At 67.9% G+C, this 16,680-nt stretch carries 15 protein-coding genes; 8 read left to right on the top strand and 7 right to left on the bottom strand.

Annotation, left to right across the window (positions count from 1 at the left end; translation table 11 throughout):
- Positions 1 to 186: 186 nt before the first annotated feature.
- Positions 187 to 1,584 carry a tyrosine-type recombinase/integrase gene (locus VFA06_RS09510; RefSeq protein WP_324840082.1) on the top strand — a complete coding sequence of 466 codons (1,398 nt, stop codon included), beginning with the start codon at positions 187 to 189 and terminating at the stop codon, positions 1,582 to 1,584.
- Between the two features lie 248 nt (positions 1,585 to 1,832).
- Here the strand turns inward: VFA06_RS09510 and VFA06_RS09505 are convergent, their stop codons facing one another.
- The 3 genes from VFA06_RS09505 to VFA06_RS09495 form a co-directional block, all read right to left on the bottom strand.
- Positions 1,833 to 2,144 carry a hypothetical protein gene (locus tag VFA06_RS09505; RefSeq protein WP_324840081.1) on the bottom strand — a complete coding sequence of 104 codons (312 nt, stop codon included), beginning with the start codon at positions 2,142 to 2,144 and terminating at the stop codon, positions 1,833 to 1,835.
- A gap of 135 nt (positions 2,145 to 2,279) precedes the next feature.
- Positions 2,280 to 3,359 (bottom strand): inositol-3-phosphate synthase, encoded by a 1,080-nt coding sequence (locus VFA06_RS09500; protein WP_324840080.1) that lies wholly within the window; start codon positions 3,357 to 3,359, stop codon positions 2,280 to 2,282.
- 95 nt (positions 3,360 to 3,454) lie between these two features.
- Positions 3,455 to 4,096 carry a PadR family transcriptional regulator gene (locus VFA06_RS09495; RefSeq protein WP_324840079.1) on the bottom strand — a complete coding sequence of 214 codons (642 nt, stop codon included), beginning with the start codon at positions 4,094 to 4,096 and terminating at the stop codon, positions 3,455 to 3,457.
- Positions 4,097 to 4,717: 621 nt separating this feature from the next.
- On the opposite strand from VFA06_RS09495, the gene VFA06_RS09490 reads away from it, so the two are divergent.
- Both VFA06_RS09490 and VFA06_RS09485 read left to right on the top strand, forming a co-directional pair.
- A complete protein-coding gene (locus tag VFA06_RS09490; protein ID WP_324840078.1) occupies positions 4,718 to 7,543 on the top strand; it encodes a transglycosylase domain-containing protein in 2,826 nt (941 codons plus the stop codon).
- Positions 7,544 to 7,815: 272 nt separating this feature from the next.
- Complete coding sequence (locus VFA06_RS09485; protein WP_324840077.1) at positions 7,816 to 9,495, top strand: glycosyltransferase family 87 protein; 1,680 nt, start codon at positions 7,816 to 7,818, stop codon at positions 9,493 to 9,495.
- A gap of 31 nt (positions 9,496 to 9,526) precedes the next feature.
- Here VFA06_RS09485 and VFA06_RS09480 read toward each other — a convergent pair whose 3' ends face one another.
- The 4 genes from VFA06_RS09480 to VFA06_RS09465 are packed head-to-tail and all read right to left on the bottom strand — an operon-like array spanning position 9,527 to position 12,935.
- Complete coding sequence (locus tag VFA06_RS09480) at positions 9,527 to 10,558, bottom strand: alanine racemase (RefSeq protein ID WP_324840076.1); 1,032 nt, start codon at positions 10,556 to 10,558, stop codon at positions 9,527 to 9,529.
- A 1-nt stretch (position 10,559) separates the two neighbouring features.
- The gene (locus VFA06_RS09475; RefSeq protein WP_349260131.1) at positions 10,560 to 11,693 is read right to left on the bottom strand and encodes a lipid II:glycine glycyltransferase FemX; all 1,134 of its coding nucleotides are present in this window, start codon (positions 11,691 to 11,693) and stop codon (positions 10,560 to 10,562) included.
- Positions 11,694 to 11,752: 59 nt separating this feature from the next.
- Positions 11,753 to 12,571 carry a deoxyribonuclease IV gene (locus tag VFA06_RS09470; protein WP_324840075.1) on the bottom strand — a complete coding sequence of 273 codons (819 nt, stop codon included), beginning with the start codon at positions 12,569 to 12,571 and terminating at the stop codon, positions 11,753 to 11,755.
- A gap of 49 nt (positions 12,572 to 12,620) precedes the next feature.
- On the bottom strand, positions 12,621 to 12,935 hold the full coding sequence (locus VFA06_RS09465) for a hypothetical protein (protein WP_324840074.1): 315 nt from the start codon (positions 12,933 to 12,935) through the stop codon (positions 12,621 to 12,623).
- Between the two features lie 260 nt (positions 12,936 to 13,195).
- Here VFA06_RS09465 and rpsF point away from each other — a divergent pair, with 260 nt between their 5' ends.
- The 5 genes from rpsF (at position 13,196) to dnaB (ending at position 16,640) form a co-directional block, all read left to right on the top strand.
- Positions 13,196 to 13,498, top strand: coding sequence for a 30S ribosomal protein S6 (gene rpsF, locus VFA06_RS09460; RefSeq protein WP_324840073.1), 303 nt, complete (start codon positions 13,196 to 13,198; stop codon positions 13,496 to 13,498).
- Positions 13,499 to 13,588: 90 nt separating this feature from the next.
- Positions 13,589 to 14,140 (top strand): single-stranded DNA-binding protein, encoded by a 552-nt coding sequence (locus VFA06_RS09455; protein ID WP_324840072.1) that lies wholly within the window; start codon positions 13,589 to 13,591, stop codon positions 14,138 to 14,140.
- A gap of 33 nt (positions 14,141 to 14,173) precedes the next feature.
- On the top strand, positions 14,174 to 14,410 hold the full coding sequence (gene rpsR, locus VFA06_RS09450) for a 30S ribosomal protein S18 (protein WP_211469144.1): 237 nt from the start codon (positions 14,174 to 14,176) through the stop codon (positions 14,408 to 14,410).
- Between the two features lie 17 nt (positions 14,411 to 14,427).
- The gene (gene rplI / locus VFA06_RS09445; protein ID WP_324840071.1) at positions 14,428 to 14,874 is read left to right on the top strand and encodes a 50S ribosomal protein L9; all 447 of its coding nucleotides are present in this window, start codon (positions 14,428 to 14,430) and stop codon (positions 14,872 to 14,874) included.
- A 392-nt stretch (positions 14,875 to 15,266) separates the two neighbouring features.
- Positions 15,267 to 16,640, top strand: coding sequence for a replicative DNA helicase (gene dnaB, locus VFA06_RS09440; protein ID WP_349260129.1), 1,374 nt, complete (start codon positions 15,267 to 15,269; stop codon positions 16,638 to 16,640).
- Positions 16,641 to 16,680: the final 40 nt, after the last annotated feature.

Genomic DNA, 16,680 nt, shown 5'->3' with positions numbered 1-16,680 from the left:
ACCGGTGGCGCGCCCTGAACCAGGCCCCCGAGTGCGTCACGCTGCCCGGCGGCGGCGTACGCGTGTGGCGCTCGGCTGTTGACCGTTTCCTCGCCGAACGAACCCACGCCGCCGCCTAATTCACGCCATCCGCCATGGCCCGACCGCTTTAAGCGGTCGGGCCGTTTCCTTTGTCTAGGAGCTTTCATGAGCAAGACATACGACGTACGGTTCTACAAAATCCGCAAGCGCGACGGCCGCACCCGCCCATTCGAAGTGCGTTGGAATGTCGGCGGCACGTCCAAGTCGAAGTCATTCGTTACCCGGCTGCTCGCCGACAACTACCGCGCAAAGCTGATGGCCGCCGCCCGCGCAGGCGAGGAATTCGACACCATGACCGGCGAGCCCGCATCGTGGGTCGAGACCAAGCCAGTCACCTGCTATGAGCACTTCCGCGCATACATCGCGATGAAGTGGCCGACCGCCTCAGCAAAGAACCGCAGTTCGCTCGTTGACGCGCTTTCTACGGTCATGCCCGCTTTACTGGCCGAGGACGCGAACCGCCCCGACGCCAAGACCATTCACAACGCGCTCTATTACTGGGCGTTCATGCCGAATAAGCCCGAAGCGGACTGGCCGAAAGATGTGGCGGAAATCCTGCGTTGGGTCGCCAAGACTTCGCTTTCTGTGCCCAGCCTGACCGAGACGCGCGTAATCCGGCAGGCGCTCAATGCGCTCTCGCTGAAGCAGGACGGGAAAGCTGCCGCTGCGAACACGGTCCGACGTAAGCGCAGTGTGTTCTACAACGCGCTCGGTTACGCCGTAGAACTGGACCTACTCGCGGCCAACCCAATCGATAAGGTCCAGTGGACACCGCCCGAAACTGCCGAGGAAGTTGACCGGCGCGTGGTCGCCAACCCGACCCAGGTCCGAGCACTGCTCAAAGCAGTCTCAAAGCACAGCGAACGCGGACGCCACCTGTCGGCGTTCTTCGCCTGCCTCTACTTCGCCGCGATGCGCCCCTCAGAAGCCGCCCGGCTCCGGCTGGTCGACTGCTACTTGCCGGACAACGGATGGGGTCGTCTGGACCTTCAGGGGTCGTCGCCGTACGCGGGAACCGCGTGGACCGACGACGGCGGCACGCACGACCACCGCGAGCTGAAGAAGCGTTCACGCAACGCCGTGCGAGCTGTTCCGATCCCTCCCGAACTGGTTGGCATTCTGCGCGCGCACATCGACGCCCACGGCATCGCAGCGGACGGCCGGTTGTTCCGTGGCGCGCGCGGCGGCGACCTATCCAGCGGGGAGTATCCGAGCATCTGGCGCCAGGTTCGCCAGGAAGCTCTCACAGCCGCGCAGGCCGCCTCCCCGCTCGCGGCTAGGCCGTACGACCTTCGCCACGGCGGCGTGTCCCTGTGGCTCAACTCCGGCGTCTCGCCGACCGTCGTTGCCCGCCGCGCCGGGCACGGCGTGGCCGTCCTGCTCAAGGTCTACGCCGGATGCCTCGATGGCGAAGACGAGGTAGCGAATGGCCGCATCGACGAGGGTCTGTCAGCCTACGGAGACGACCCGGACGCTGGCCCACAGTCGGCCCACGATGAGTGACCGATCATGAATCGGGCCGATACGACGTGAGACACGACAGCCGTGCGCGGAAGCTCTCGCGCACGGCTGTCATCAGCGCTCTTGTGGGAAACCGGCAGGTCGCCAGACACCCTGGTCGCAGGATCGGTCATGCCCGAATTTGGCAAACCGTGGTTTTCAAGACCGGTGCATTAGGCCGCTATGCAAGCCCTCCTCGCGGCGGCCTTCGTCGAGGCGGGCCGCCGTGGCGCTCAGTGTCTCATGAGCGATTACTTCTTCGCCGCGCCATTCGCCGTGCCGGTGCACAACACGAAAGCCGCGGCGCCCTTTGGATACTCCACGAACGCCTGCGTGGTGCCGTCGACCGCGTCGCACTGGTTCGAGTCGTCGCCGGAGAACTTCGCCAGCACCCGCAGCGCGCCGGCGCTGCCGCAGGAGACGTGGACCAGCTGGCCGGACTTCGGATTGGCCACGCAGTCGCCGACCGCCGCGAAGTGGCCGCGGCCCTGGTCCACCCAGTAGAGGTAGCCGGCCACCAGGAGCACCCCGGCGACGATCCCCCACAACAGCTTGCGCGACATGCGATCGAGCCTACCGGCCCGGTCGCATGTCGCGCCGTCGAGGACACTCATCTCACCGAGCGCTGACGCCTCGGCTACGTCGCACGCCGGCGGCTCGTCGTCGCGCGGCTGCCCGACTGTGTGCCTACGCCTGCCTCAGCGCTCGACCTCGCCGCGGATGAACTTCTCCACCGCGTCGCGGGCCTCGTCGTCGAAGTACTGCACCGGCGGGGACTTCATGAAGTACGAGGAGGCCGACAGGATCGGGCCGCCGATGCCGCGGTCCTGGGCGATCTTCGCGCAGCGCAGCGCGTCGATGATGACGCCCGCCGAGTTCGGCGAGTCCCAGACCTCCAGCTTGTACTCCAGGTTCAGCGGCACGTCGCCGAACGCGCGGCCCTCGAGGCGCACGTACGCCCACTTGCGGTCGTCGAGCCAGGAGACGTAGTCGGACGGGCCGATGTGCACGTTGCCCTTGCCGATGTCGTGCGAGAGCTGCGAGGTGACCGCCTGGGTCTTGGAGATCTTCTTGGACTCGAGCCGCTCGCGCTCGAGCATGTTCATGAAGTCCATGTTGCCGCCGACGTTCAGCTGCATGGTGCGGTCGAGCACCACGCCGCGGTCCTCGAACAGCTTGGCCAGCACCCGGTGCGTGATGGTCGCGCCGACCTGGGACTTGATGTCGTCGCCGACGATCGGGACGCCCGCCGCGGTGAACTTGTCGGCCCACTCCTTGGTGCCCGCGATGAACACCGGCAGCGCGTTGACGAAGGCGACCTTCGCGTCGATGGCGCACTGGGCGTAGAACTTGGCAGCCTGCTCGGAACCGACCGGCAGGTAGCAGACCAGCACATCGGCGCGGGCGTCCTTGAGCGCCTGCACGACGTCGACCGGCTCCTCCGGCGACTCATCGATGGTCTGCTGGTAGTACTTGCCCAGGCCGTCCAGGGTGTGGCCGCGCTGCACGATCACGCCGGTGGGCGCCACGTCGGCGATCTTGATCGTGTTGTTCTCGGAGGCGTTGATGGCGTGCGCGAGGTCCTGGCCGACCTTCTTGGCGTCGACGTCGAACGCGGCCACGAACTCGATGTCGCGCACGTGGTAGTCGCCGAACTGAACGTGCATCAGGCCGGGGACCCTGGTGGCGGGGTCGGCGTCCTTGTAGTACTCGACGCCCTGCACGAGGGAAGAGGCGCAGTTGCCCACGCCCACGATGGCTACGCGAACGGAACCCATGCGGTGTTGCTCCTTCTTGATAGTCGATCTCTCGGTGGGCGGGGGTTGTTCGCGCCCTCGATCGTGGGACTTCCGGCGGACCGCGCGCGGGCGGTTCAGCCGGCCGGCGGGCCCAGCTGCGGGCCCACCTGCTGGTCGTGCTCTGTCTTGATCAGCTCGTTGAGCCACCGCACCTCGCGCTCCACCGATTCGAGGCCGTGCCGTTGCGCCTCGAGGGTGTAGCGGTCGAGCCGCTCCCTGGTGCGGATCACCGACTGGCGGAACAGGTCGAGGCGCTCCTCGAGACGGGAGCGGCGCCCTTCCAGGATGCGCAGTCGGACGGCGGCGTCGGTACGGCCGAAGAACGCGAAGTGCACGCCGAAGTTCTCGTCTTCCCAGGCTGATGGGCCCGCGTCGGAGAGCAGTTGCTTGAACCGCTCCTCGCCGTCTGGGGTCAGCCGGTAGACGATCTTCGAACGGCGCGGCGCGGCGCCCTGTCCGGTGTCGCTCCGCGCGGCGGCCTTGGCGGCGGTGCTCTTGGCAGTGGCACGGCGCGGAGCCGGCTCGGCGTCCGCGTCCTCGACGAGCCAGCCGCGCGCGACCAGCTCCTTGAGGCACGGGTAGAGCGAGCCGTAGGAGAACACACGCAGCGAACCGAGCAGGACGTTGAGCCGCTTGCGCAGCTCGTATCCGTGCATCGGCGACTCGTGCAGCAGGCCGAGGACGGCGAACTCCAGCACTCCGGAGCGCTTCGCCATCAGGCCTCCTGGTCGTAAGCGGGCCGATCCGGCGTTGGATCGGGCGTCCGCGGGCCTTCCACCCGTGGGACACAGCCGGTACCTTGCGTGTCCATACGGTGAAGACCACTCTTACCGATGTATCGGTTCGATACATCGACACGATAGATCCGTGGCGGCGCGGCTGACAAGTCCGCCGCGCGACAGGTGTGCGAATACTGTCGTTTCATCCGGCTTACGGACATTAGCCGCGAACACCCGGAAAGTGATCACCTGGCTTCAGGCGGCTTGGGGAGTCGGCGTACTCTGCTTGCCAATCGTGTCGTTTGGGCGCGGGGAACCGCCCCCGGAAAGGCTTTCGTCCTTCTGGGGAAGGCCAGGCAACAGGCACAGGGAGCAGACGCGGCTATGGGCGGAGATCACGAGTACGGGCGCGGTGACGCACCCCGAGGCGGTTCGCGGTCCTATGGGGGCGGCAGACGCGGCTATGGGGCGGACGGCGGCGAGGCCAACGGCTCGGGCGGCGGTGCCTACTCCAGCCAAGATGCACAGTCTGGTTACGGCGCCGGCGCCGGATACGGGCAGTCGTCCGGTTCGGAGCCGCGCGGCTATGGCGACCGAGGTTACGGAGCGTCGGGCGGCGTGGGCGGCGGCTCAGCGGGCGCCGGAGGCGGCGCCCGCGGCTACGGACAGTCCGGCGACGACGGAGCGGATCGCGGCTATGGAGGGGGAGGCGGCGGCTCGCGCGGTTACGGGCAGTCCTCCCCTACCTCATACACGGGCGCCCGACGCGGTAGGCAGGGCGCGATCCAGGGCGAGGTTGTATACGGGGACAGCGCCTCGGGCGGCACCCGGCAGATGCCCGGTTTCCCAGATCAACCGACGAGCGTCAGCGACGAAGCAGTAGGCACGCCCCCGCGCCGCAGTCGGCTGGAAGAGCGCCGCGCCGCACGCAAGGGCACCGACGCGCCCACCGAGTACGCTCCGGGCCAGGAGCGCTCGACCCGCTACGGGCCGAGCCCCATCGACGGCCGGCCGACCCGCAACGGAGCCGGCCGCAACGGCGGGCGCGCGAGCACCCGCCCGGCGAAGAAGACCGGTTATCACCGCTACTTCGACTACCCGCGCACCGGCAAGGACGGCTGGCGGCACTGGGTGCCGTCGATCAAGCAGGTGTGCTCGTTCATGCTCGCCGGATTCTTCATGATCATCGGCCTTATCGCGTTCGAGTACGCGACGGTGCAGATCCCGACGGCCGAGTCGCTGGCGTCCCAGGCGCAGATCACGAACTTCACCTACGACGACGCGAGCACCACGTTCGCGAAGCTCGGCGCCACGAACCGCAAAGACGTCAACATAAGCGACATCCCGATGACGATGCAGAACGCGATCATCGCCGCCGAGGACAAGACCTTCCGCACCAACCCCGGCATCTCTTACACCGGCATGATCCGCTCGTTCATCAACGACGTGGAGGGCAAGCCGCTGCAGGGTGGTTCGACGCTGACCCAGCAGTTCGCGAAGAACGCCTACCTGACCCAGAACCAGACCTTCAGCCGGAAGATCGACGAGATCTTCATAGCGCTGAAGATCGGGCACACCTGGTCCAAGGACCGGGTGATGCAGGAGTACCTGAACACCGTCTTCTTCGGCCGCAACTCCTACGGCATCGAGGCGGCGGCCAAGGCCTGGCTCGGCAAGGACGTGACGCAGATCACTGATCCGTCCGACGCCGCTTTCCTCGCCGCCCTGGTGAATCAGCCCACCAACTTCAGCAAGGGCTACGACTCCTCGGTGGACCAGGCGACCCAGACGTACTGGCAGGGCCAGCTCAAGGCGCGCTGGTCCGCGGTGCTCAAGAACATGCTGGACTACGGTCTGATCAAGCAGTCCGACTACGACGCCGCGGTCGCCAAGTTCCCGGCCGTGGTGGCGCAGAGCGACACCTCGGAGACCGTCGAGCAGCAGCAGATGAAGCAGGCGGTCTCGAACTGGATCGACGCCTACGCGGCGGCCAACCCGAACAGCGGGCTGCCGGACATGAACCAGATAGAGTCCGGCAACGGCGGCTACACCATCGTCACCACCTTCAACCAGCACTACATGGACCTGGCGAAGCAGGCGGTGCAGGACCAGCTGCTGTCGAAGCTGAACAGCAAGAACTGGTACGACCAGAACCTGTATCCGGCGCTGGCCGCGGTGGACCCGTCGACCGGTGAGCTGGTCGCCTTCTACGGCGGGACCAGCCAGTTCAACTGGGCGACCCAGGGTCAGGTGCAGCCGGGTTCCACGTTCAAGGCGTTCACGCTGGCGACCGCGTTCCAGCAGAACATCTCGCCGGACAGCTATATCAACGGCGATTCGCCTTGGCCGGACAAGAACAACCCGACCGAGTACAACGCCAACAAGGACGACCCGACGGTGTCGAACGACGACGGCTCGCACGGCATGATCACCATCACCAAGGCGACCGCCGAGTCAGTGAACACCGCGTTCGTCCGCTTGGCCAACCAGCTGACGTACAAGGACGTGCTGCAGACGGTCAACAACCTCGGCATCACGAACGCCAACGCGCAGGGTCTGCGCGCTGACGCCCGACTCACCCTGGGTATCTCCGCGGTCAGTCCGGCGCGCATGGCCTCGGCGTACAGCGCGTTCGCGAACAACGGCGCGCAGTACCCGCTGATCGAGGTCAAGGAGATCAAGAACGCCAGCACCGGCTTCGACTGGAAGCCGGACAACAAGCCGAAGCAGGTGCTCGACCCGAACATCGCCGAGACGGTCACGCAGACCCTGACCCATGTGACGGACGACTCGGACGGCACCGCTTACGGCGCGCAGACCTACAGCGGCATGCAGAACATCGCCGGCAAGACCGGTACGTCGACGATGGACATGAACACGCTCCAGAAGAACTACCCGGACATCTACAGCAAGACCGAGAACGGCCACTTCAGCACCGCCGCGGTGTGGTTCAACGGGTACACCTCGAAGCTGGAGACGGCGGTCGCGGTGTCCCGCTGGGTCACCGAGAAGGACCCGAAGACCGGCAAGAGCGTCCAGGTGCAGGCGCCGGTGGACAACATCAACGGCAACGGGTTCTCCTTCGGTGCCTCGGTCTCGATGCCGATCTGGGCCGAGTTCATGAAGCTGATGCAGGGCACGCATTCGAAGTTCGTCGGCGATCCGGCGTTCCCGATGCCGAACACCGCGAACATGACGATCTCGAACAGTCCGGCCGCCAGCGCCTCGCCGTCGGCCTCGGCCAGCACCCCGGGCAACGGGGGCAACGGGCAGCCGTCCTCCTCCGCGTCGGCGTCCCCGAGCCCGAGCAGCAGCTCGACCTGCCAGGCCGGCTTCCTCGGCGGGCTCACCGGTGGCTGTGGCGGTAACGGTGGCGGCGGCGGAGGCTCGACACCGAGCCCCAGCGCGACACCGTCGCCGTCGAGATCCGGTAAACACGGTTAGCCGGGTGGATCCCGGCACCGAGAGCGCTCGGGTGGCCCCGCGGTCTTCGGATCGCGGGGCCACCCGGCTTTTGCGGCGAGATGCGCTGCCTGAGGAAATGCGGTCTAAAGAGATGCGGCCGGCTATCGCGCTGGCGCTTTCACGACGGAGCGACACCCTAGGGTGGTATTCGCGCCGATAACCCCGCGTCAGAGCCACGTACCGCAACCATCCAGCCACAGACCCGCCATGCCACCGCACCAGCCCTTGCGTCGCTCGCTATGGTTACGCGCATGACCGTCAGCCCTGCCGAAGTCGACGAAGCTCCCGAGCCACCGCGCGCACCGGAGCGCGAGGCGCGCCCGAAGACGTTCGTGGTCACCGCGCCGAGTCTGGACGACCCCGTGGCGAACCTGGCCGTGGACGGCTTCGGCGGCGTGATCGGTCGGCGAGCGCGTCTGCCGCGCAGCCGGGCCACCATGGCCTTCCTGCTGCTCGTGCTGACCCTGCTGTCCACCGCGGTGGGCATCGGCATGCGCGAGCCCTGCTTCAACGCGGCGTGGACCGGCGGCGGGAACCAGCAGTACACGCACATGTGCTACACCGACATCCCGTTCATGTACCAGGGCCGCGGCTTCTCGCAGAACCAGGTGGCCTACTACTCCACCAACTCGAACGACTATCTCGAGTACCCGGTGATCACCGGCGCCGCGATGGAGACCGCGGCGCTGTTGGCCAGGCACGTTCCGGGTGACTCGAACAACCAGGGCCGCTGGTTCTACGTGTTCACCACCTGGTTCCTGCTGGCCTTCGCCGCGATCACGGTGGTGGCGCTGATCGGGGTGTCCGGTCCACGCCCCTGGGACGCCGCGATGTTCGCGATCGCGCCGGGGCTGATGCTGAACGGCACGATCAACTGGGACCTGATCGCGGTGGGCCTGGCCGCCGTCGCGCTGCTGGCCTGGGCGCGCAGCAAGCCGATCGTGGCCGGGATCTTCATCGGCCTCGGCACCGCGGCGAAGCTCTATCCGGCGCTGCTGCTGGTGGCGCTGGTGCTGCTGTGCTGGCGGGCCGGGAAGATGAAGGCCTGGGCGCTGTGCCTGGCCGGCGCGGTTGGGTCCTGGCTCGCGGTGAACCTGCCGTTCATGATCGAGAACTGGCACTCGTGGGTCTACTTCTACACGTTCAACGAGAACCGCGGCGCCGACTGGGGTTCCCTCTGGCTGTTCCTGGAGTACAGCCCGCTGCACATGCCGTTCAACTCCAACCAGATCAACACGCTTTTCGCGGTGCTGCTCGCGGTCTCCTGTGTCGGCATCGGGCTGATCGCCTGGCTGGCCAGGAACCGTCCCCGGGTCGCGCAGATCGCCTTCCTCGCCGCGGCGGCGTTCATCCTGTTCAACAAGGTGTACTCGCCGCAGTACGTGCTCTGGCTCATCCCGCTGGCCGTGCTGGCCAGGCCGCGCTGGCGCGACTTCCTGATCTGGCAGGCCTGCGAGGTGATCTACTACGGCGCGATTTGGCTGTACTTGATCACCGTCAGCAACGACGCGAACCGAGGCCTGCCTGAAGGAGGCTACGACTTCGCTATCGCGATCCACATCGGCGGCACCTTGTTCTTCGTGGTGCAGGTGATCCGCGACATCTTCGACAACCGGCGCGATCCGATCCGGGCCGGCGGCTTCGACGATCCCGGCGGCGGCGTGCTCGACGGGGCTCCGGACGTGTACGGGTTCCGCGATCCGTTCGCGCCTGCCACCCTCCCAGCTCAGGCTCGGGTGGACGCGTCCACGGCCGAGGACGGCGATGGTCGCGGTGACGGCGAGCGCGAGGACAAGGGCACCGCCGCGAGCAGCGAGGAAGCGGCGTCAGAGCCCGGAGCCGAGCAGGCAGGCGCCATCGAGGTGGTCGACCTCGGCGAGGAAGCCGGCGACGAGAGCGCCCGCAGCACCCCGCCGCAGAACCCGGCCTGACCCGACCCGCGGCCGGCTGCCCGCGGCCACCTCAGCGCATGATGACCTGGTCGAAGTGCGTGGAGGTGTGCCGCAGCTCGGCGGGCAGCTCGGTGCCCGGTTCCGGCGGCTCCACCTGCCGGGGCAGATAGAGCATCGAGACCAGCATGTGCGGAGGCTCGGCGAACCACTGCTTCCGGCCCTGCCAGCTGAACGGCGAGCGGGTCCGGTTCACCGCCGCGAGCCCGGAGCGCAGCAGTTCCTTCGCCCGCGGCGCCAGGCCGCGCAGTGTGCGCGGTGCCTCGAGCCCGACGCCCTGTACCGTTCCGCCGCTGACCACGACGACCCAGCCGTCCTGCCGGGACCGCGTCTGCCGGTAGCCGATTCGGTCGCCGCGCTGTACCGGGAAGGTGTCGAGCACGGTCGCGCGGGCCTCGACGGCATTCGGGTCGCCGAGCCAGAGCTGGGTCCCGATCCGCGGCCGGAACCGCGTGCCGGGGCAGGCGCGCTCCAATCCGGCGATCTCCGCGCGGCTCAGATGGCTGACGTATATCGTCCGCACGCTGAATCCGGCCTCGGTCAGGGCCTTGACCCAGGAGACGGTCTCGGCGGCCGGATCGGCCGAGGCGGGCCGGTCGAGCGGCAGGTGCAGCGAGAACCCGTCGACCTGCTGGCCGCCGAGCGCCTGCGCGGCCAGCGGCAGGTCGGCGGCGGAGAGGCCCTGCCGACGCAGGGAGCTGCGACAGTCGATGATCATCCGGTGCCCGGCGAGCTTGCGTACCGCGTCCAGCGAGGCGGCCGTGCGGACGATCCGACCATCGGACAGCGATGGCTCGGCCCTGTCCAAGTAGGGGTCGAGGATGATCACGTCGCCGGAGAAGCAGCCGAGCACGGAGGCCGCCTCGTCCGCGGTGCCGACCGCCAACTGGTCCACTCCGAGGCCGGCGGCGGCGCGGGCGAGCACCGGGACGGTGAAGCCGTAGCCGTTGCCCTTGGCCACCGGGACCAGGTCGGGCTCCGCCTCGGCCACGCACATCTGATGGTGGCGCCAGGCTCCGCGATCGACGTACAACGTGAGAGGCATGTCAACGCCGAGCCAGGTAAAGCTGGAACGCCCGATGCAGCAGCGGGTTGATCGGGTAATCCCACTCGCCGAGGTATTCGACCGCCTCGCCGCCGAGCCCCACCTTGAAGCGCAGCAGACCGTGCAGGTGATGCGCAGGGTCGAGGGTGTCGCTGATGCCGCGCAGGTCGTAGACGTTCATGCCGTCGGCAAGGCAGTCCTCGATCATCCGCCACTGCAACGCGTTAGAGGGCCGGTGTTCGCGACCCTCGTTGGCCGATGCGCCGTAGCTGTACCAGGCGTACGACCCCACACGCACCATCGTCGCCGCGGCCAGCGGTTGGTCACCGCGTCGTGCGACGTACAGCCGGATGCGTTCCGGGTCCTCTGCGTTTATGGCGTCGAACATGCGCTGGAAGTACTCCAGCGGCCTGGGCGTGAACCGGTCGCGCACCGCGGTCTCCGCATAGAGGCGGTGAAACTCCGGCAGACCGGCTTCATCGACGCGCTCCACGCGCACCCCGGCTCGCTCGGCAAGCCGGATGTTGCGGCGCCACTGCTGGCTGAACCCGGCGCTGACCTGCTGCTGGTCGCGTCCCGTGAGCGGCAGCCGGAACAGGTAGCGAGGCTGGAAGTCGGAGAAGCCGTCGCCACCCTGCTGCGTGCGCCGCCATCCGAGCGAGCGCAGCCGATGTGACAGCTCGTCAGCGCGCTCGTCGATCCGATCAGCCGGGACGTCACCCAGACGCCTGTACGCCCTATCCGCCATCGCCTGCTTGACCGTCGCTGCCGACCAGGTACGCGCGACGACCTTGGGGCCGAGCTTGACGCTGAACGCACCGCGCTGGCGCAACGCACCAACGAGTGGCTTCAGCCAGTCCTCAAGCGCGATACCGGTCCGTTCGCCGAACCAGTCGATCATCGGCCCCTCGGGCAAGTAGGCCAGAGACCGCCCGATGCGCGGCAGCGAGCGGTACAGCACCAGACCGGCGCCGACCAGCTCGCTGCCTCGAAACCAGCCCAGCGACTCGCACCGCCAGCCGCTCTTCACCGCCCCCCATGAGGGGCACTGCAAGAACGACAGCCCACTGCCGCCATCGCTTCGGCTGTGCACAAACTCCAGATGCTCGTCGCGCCCGAGAGGTCGAATCACCAGACCGCCGGTCGCTTTACGTGATGATCTGCTTGCGTAGAGTAGTGCCACGCCGAAGCAGGTTACTCCGGCTTGGCTAGCCTTTCCCGGATCCAGGCGATATCCGCGGCTTGTGCGGCCGCGTCACCGGGCGTTTCACACACGAAATCGGCGCCGACCGCGGCCGCCGCGCGTACCGCCACGGCCAGGTCGTCCAGGTGGATGGCGCCGTCGCCGAAGTTGGCGTGCCGGTCGCGGCCGGAGTCCAGGCCGCCCTGTGAGTCGTTGGCGTGCACCAGGTCGATCCGCCCGGTGATGCCGACGACCTTGTCCACCACGGTCTCCAGCGGCTCGCCGCCGGCGAAGGCGTGGCAGGTGTCCAGGCAGAAGCCGATGTCGTGCCCCTCGAGCGCGTCCCAGAGCTTGGCGATCGACTCGAGCCGCCGGGCCACCGCGTGGTCCCCGCCCGCGGTGTTCTCGATGAACAGCCGGCAGGAGAGATCCAGCCCCTCGACCGCTTTGCGCCAGTTGTCGAAGCCGACCGCCGGGTCGTCGTTCTTGGTGGTGTGCCCGCCGTGCACCACGACACCGAGGGCACCGACCTCGGCCGCGGCGTCCAGGGTCTGCTGGAGCAGCTTGCGGCTGGGAATCCTGATCCGGTTGTTCGCCGAGGCCACGTTGATCACGTAGGGGGCGTGTACGTACAGCGCCAGCCCGGCGTCCTTCACCGCCTGCTTGAGCGCCGCAGCGCCATCCGGGTAAAGCGTGGCCGGCTTGGTCCAGCTCTGCGGGTCGCCCAGCAGGATCTGGATCGCCTCGGCGCCGCGCGCGGCCGCGGCGCCGAGCGGGTCGGCGGGGTCGACGGTGCAGCCGACGCGCGGCCGCGGGCTCATGTTCACCATGAGGGCAACCGTACTGCCGGCCGCGGACAGCCGTCGCTGTCAGTGGTCGTCAGTAGAGTCCACCGTGAGCGAGACCAAAGAGAAGCCCGATCCCGGAGAGGACGAGACCGGTGATGTTCACGAAGCGCTCGGCCGTCGTCGCCGAGATCATCTGGGCCCACAGGCCGGTGCCCATGCCGGCCAGACCGGCCCACGAGGCGACCAGGTGCATAGAGGGGAAGAAGGCGCAGACCAGGGCGACAACGCCGAGGATGGCGGTCAGCAGACTTCCGGTGTTCTCCAGCGGGTGCCGTACCCCGTCGGTGTTGAGCGTGAACGCCAGGTGGTGCCGGTGGGCTTGCTCCGGGGAGATCGTGCGGGCCATCGGTAACTCCTTCCTGCCTGGTGCGGACCTGCCGTTTCCGGTGGGTGAGCGGGGTGGGCGCGCCACCGCACGCTCAGTGAGATGGCACCCCTTCCACTGTCACCATCGGTGCGATACCCGTCGATTTCAAGGGTCCAACGGCATCCGGGTAGACTTGCCCGAACCCGGTCTGTGCACGCACCTGAGCACAGCCCGACGCATCACCCTCCTGTCGCGGAAAGTCCGCGGCCGTCTTGAGTCCATAGGAGGTGGGTTTCCGCATGCGTCATTACGAAGTCATGGTCATCCTCGACCCGGACCTCGAAGAGCGTCAGATCGCTCCGTCGGTGGAGAACTTCCTGAACGTGATCCGCACCAACGGCGGCACGGTCGAGAAGACCGACATCTGGGGCCGTCGCCGGCTCGCCTACGAGATCAAGAAGGGCGGCAAGAAGGTGTCCGAGGGCATCTACGCCGTCATCAACCTGAACGCCGAGCCCTCGGTGGTGAAGGAGTTCGACCGCCAGCTCAACCTCAACGAGGGTGTGCTGCGGACCAAGGTCATCCGACCCGACCAGCGGTAAGTGTTGCTCCGACACCGAGCTGCGCCGGGCTTGTCACCGTCGGGGCGGCGAGCCCCGCAGACAGCTAGCCCGAAAGGCGAGTAGAACCCCATGGCAGGCGAGACCGTCATCACCGTCGTCGGGAACCTGACCGACGACCCCGAGCTGCGCTTCACCCCGAGCGGTGCGGCGGTGGCCAGCTTCACCGTCGCCTCGACCCCGCGCACCTTCGACCGGGCCACCAACGAGTGGAAGGACGGCGACGCGCTGTTCCTGCGCTGCTCGATCTGGCGCCAGGCCGCGGAGAACGTGGCCGAGAGCCTGACGAAGGGCATGCGCGTGGTCGTGCAGGGCAGGCTGCGGCAGCGCTCCTATGAGACCCGCGAGGGCGAGAAGCGCACCGTGGTCGAGCTGGATGTCGAGGAGGTCGGCCCGTCGCTGAAGTACGCGACGGCGAAGGTCACCAAGGCGTCCCGCGGTGGCGGCGGCGGGTTCGGCGGCGTTGGGGACTCGCGCGGCGGCGGCTGGGGCGGTGGCCCCGGTGGCGGCAGCGGTGGCGGTGCTCCGTCCGGCGGTTCCGCTCCCCAGGACGACCCGTGGGCCTCCGGTGGAGGCTCCGGCGGCGGCTGGGGCGGCGGCTACTCGGACGAGCCCCCCTTCTAAATCTTCGTAACGCAGGGAATTAAGAGAGCGATCATGGCTAAGCCCCCCGTGCGCAAGCCCAAGAAGAAGGTTTGCGCTTTTTGCAAGGACAAGGTCACGTCCGTCGACTACAAGGACACGAACCTGCTGCGCAAGTACATCTCCGACCGCGGCAAGATCCGTGCCCGTCGGGTGACCGGCAACTGCACCCAGCACCAGCGTGACGTCGCCACGGCCGTGAAGAACAGCCGCGAGATGGCGCTGCTGCCGTACACCAGCACCGCGCGCTGAGGAAGGGCGGAACAACGATGAAGCTCATCCTCACGCACGAGGTCTCCAACCTCGGCGCCCCCGGCGACGTGGTGGAGGTCAAGGACGGCTACGGCCGCAACTACCTGCTGCCGCGCGGTTTCGCGATCGCGTGGAGCAAGGGCGCGGAGAAGCAGATCGAGACCATCCGCAAGGCCCGCAAGGCGCGCGAGGTGCGCGACCTGGGCCACGCCCAGGAGCTGAAGGCCGAGATCGAGGCGCTCAACGTGCGGCTCTCCAGCCGCGCCGGCAACTCGGGCCGGCTCTTCGGCGCGGTCACCGTCGCCGACATCGCCACCGCGGTGTCGAAGGCGGGCGGCCCGGCGCTGGACAAGCGGAAGATCGAGATCACCACGCCGATCAAGACGGTCGGCAGCCACAAGGTCTCCGTCCGGCTGCACCCCGAGGTCGCGGCCACCATCGGCCTGACGATCGTCGCGGCCTGAGCCTCGGCTCGGCCGCGCCGCGTCACGCCGGTACCGACACGGTGTCGGGTGCCGCCCCTCCGCGGAGAGGCGGCACCCGACATTTTTTTCTTCCACAGACGGTGGACAAACGCTTGGCGGACCACCGCACCTCACGGGGCGAGCCGGTTCCGCGGCACCGGTGTCCACAGCTGGTTGTCCACCGCATACGCACAGGAAGAGCCCCGGTTTTCAACAGGAACGGCGCAGTTATCCCCAGGTTATCCACAGTCCCTGTGGACGTGTCGCTCGCCAGCCGAGCTACCTCGCCCGTACCGTAGACAACCCGCCACGACCGATCCGAGGAGGCGAGCCACCCAGTGTCCGCCTTCAACGGACCGGACGGCGTTCCAGAGCCGCCGGACGAGGGCCCGATCGACCCCGGCCCGTCCGGCTACGCCGGTGGTGGCGGGCGCTCGTCGTACGATCGCACTCCGCCTCAGGACCTCGCGGCCGAGCAGGGCGTGCTGGGCGGCATGTTGCTCTCGAAGGACGCGATCGCGGACGTCATCGACGTCATCAAGGGCCGCGACTTCTACAAGCCGGCCCATGAGCTGATCTTCGACTCGATCCTCGACCTCTACGGCCGGGGCGAGCCGGCCGACGCGGTCACCGTCTCGGCGGAGCTGACCAAGCGCGGGGAGCTGGCCAGGGTCGGCGGCGCGCCGTATCTGCACACCCTGATGTCCTCGGTCCCCACCGCGGCGAACGCCGGCTACTACGCGGTGATCGTGCGGGAGCGGGCCATCCTGCGCCGCCTGGTCGAGGCCGGCACCCGCATCACACAGATGGGCTACGCCACCGACGGCGCGGACCTCGACGAGATCGTCAATCGGGCCCAGGCCGAGATCTACGGCGTCACCGAGCAGCGCGCGGGCGAGGACTACGCCCCGCTCGCCGACGTCATGGAGGGCGCGCTCGACGAGATCGAGTCGATCTCCAACCGCTCCGGCCAGATGACCGGCGTCCCCACCGGCTTCACGGATCTCGATCAGCTCACCAACGGCCTGCACCCCGGCCAGATGATCATCATCGCGGCTCGTCCCGCCATCGGTAAGAGCACCCTGGGCCTCGACCTGGCCCGCTCCTGCTCGATCCGCAACGGCCTGACCAGTGTGATCTTCAGCCTGGAAATGGGCCGCAACGAGATCACCATGCGCCTGCTGTCCGCGGAAGCGCGCGTCGCCCTGCACCACATGCGCTCCGGCACGATGACCGACGACGACTGGGCCCGCCTGGCGCGCAGGATGGGCGAGGTCTCGGCGGCCCCGCTGTTCATCGACGACTCGCCGAACATGTCGATGATGGAGATCCGGGCCAAGTGCCGAAGGCTCAAGCAGCGGCACGATCTGCGCCTGGTGATCGTCGACTACCTCCAGCTGATGTCCTCCGGGGGCTCGCGCCGCCCGGAGAGCCGCCAGCAGGAGGTCTCCGAGATGTCCCGGGCGCTCAAGCTGCTGGCCAAGGAGCTGGAGCTGCCGGTCATCGCGATCGCCCAGCTCAACCGAGGCCCCGAGCAGCGCACGGACAAGCGCCCGATGATGTCCGACCTGCGTGAGTCCGGCTCCCTCGAGCAGGACGCCGACGTGGTCATCCTGCTGCACCGCGAGGACGCCTACGAGCGCGAGTCCCCGCGCGCCGGCGAGGCCGACCTGATCGTCGCCAAGCACCGTAACGGTCCCACTGCCACGATCACCGTCGCCTTCCAGGGCCACTACTCCCGCTTCGTGGACATGGCCCAGAGTTGACCGCTCTTCCCGCCCGTCTCGTTCAACTCCGACATCAGGT

The organism is Actinocrinis sp. (assembly GCF_035653575.1).
GTDB lineage: Bacteria > Actinomycetota > Actinomycetes > Streptomycetales > Catenulisporaceae > Actinocrinis.
Note: the sequence above shows the minus strand (reverse complement) of the source record. Positions and strands in the feature narration are given on the sequence as shown.

Bases quoted from the DNA above. Each gene is read 5' to 3' on its own strand.
- VFA06_RS09465 (WP_324840074.1), bottom strand. From the start codon at position 12,935: ATGGCCCGCACGATCTCCCCGGAGCAAGCCCACCGGCACCACCTGGCG.
- rplI (WP_324840071.1), top strand. From the start codon at position 14,428: ATGAAGCTCATCCTCACGCACGAGGTCTCCAACCTCGGCGCCCCCGGC.
- rpsF (WP_324840073.1), top strand. From the start codon at position 13,196: ATGCGTCATTACGAAGTCATGGTCATCCTCGACCCGGACCTCGAAGAG.
- VFA06_RS09470 (WP_324840075.1), bottom strand. From the start codon at position 12,571: ATGGTGAACATGAGCCCGCGGCCGCGCGTCGGCTGCACCGTCGACCCC.
- VFA06_RS09485 (WP_324840077.1), top strand. From the start codon at position 7,816: ATGACCGTCAGCCCTGCCGAAGTCGACGAAGCTCCCGAGCCACCGCGC.
- rpsR (WP_211469144.1), top strand. From the start codon at position 14,174: ATGGCTAAGCCCCCCGTGCGCAAGCCCAAGAAGAAGGTTTGCGCTTTT.
- VFA06_RS09480 (WP_324840076.1), bottom strand. From the start codon at position 10,558: ATGCCTCTCACGTTGTACGTCGATCGCGGAGCCTGGCGCCACCATCAG.
- VFA06_RS09495 (WP_324840079.1), bottom strand. From the start codon at position 4,096: ATGGCGAAGCGCTCCGGAGTGCTGGAGTTCGCCGTCCTCGGCCTGCTG.
- VFA06_RS09505 (WP_324840081.1), bottom strand. From the start codon at position 2,144: ATGTCGCGCAAGCTGTTGTGGGGGATCGTCGCCGGGGTGCTCCTGGTG.
- VFA06_RS09510 (WP_324840082.1), top strand. From the start codon at position 187: ATGAGCAAGACATACGACGTACGGTTCTACAAAATCCGCAAGCGCGAC.
- VFA06_RS09500 (WP_324840080.1), bottom strand. From the start codon at position 3,359: ATGGGTTCCGTTCGCGTAGCCATCGTGGGCGTGGGCAACTGCGCCTCT.
- VFA06_RS09455 (WP_324840072.1), top strand. From the start codon at position 13,589: ATGGCAGGCGAGACCGTCATCACCGTCGTCGGGAACCTGACCGACGAC.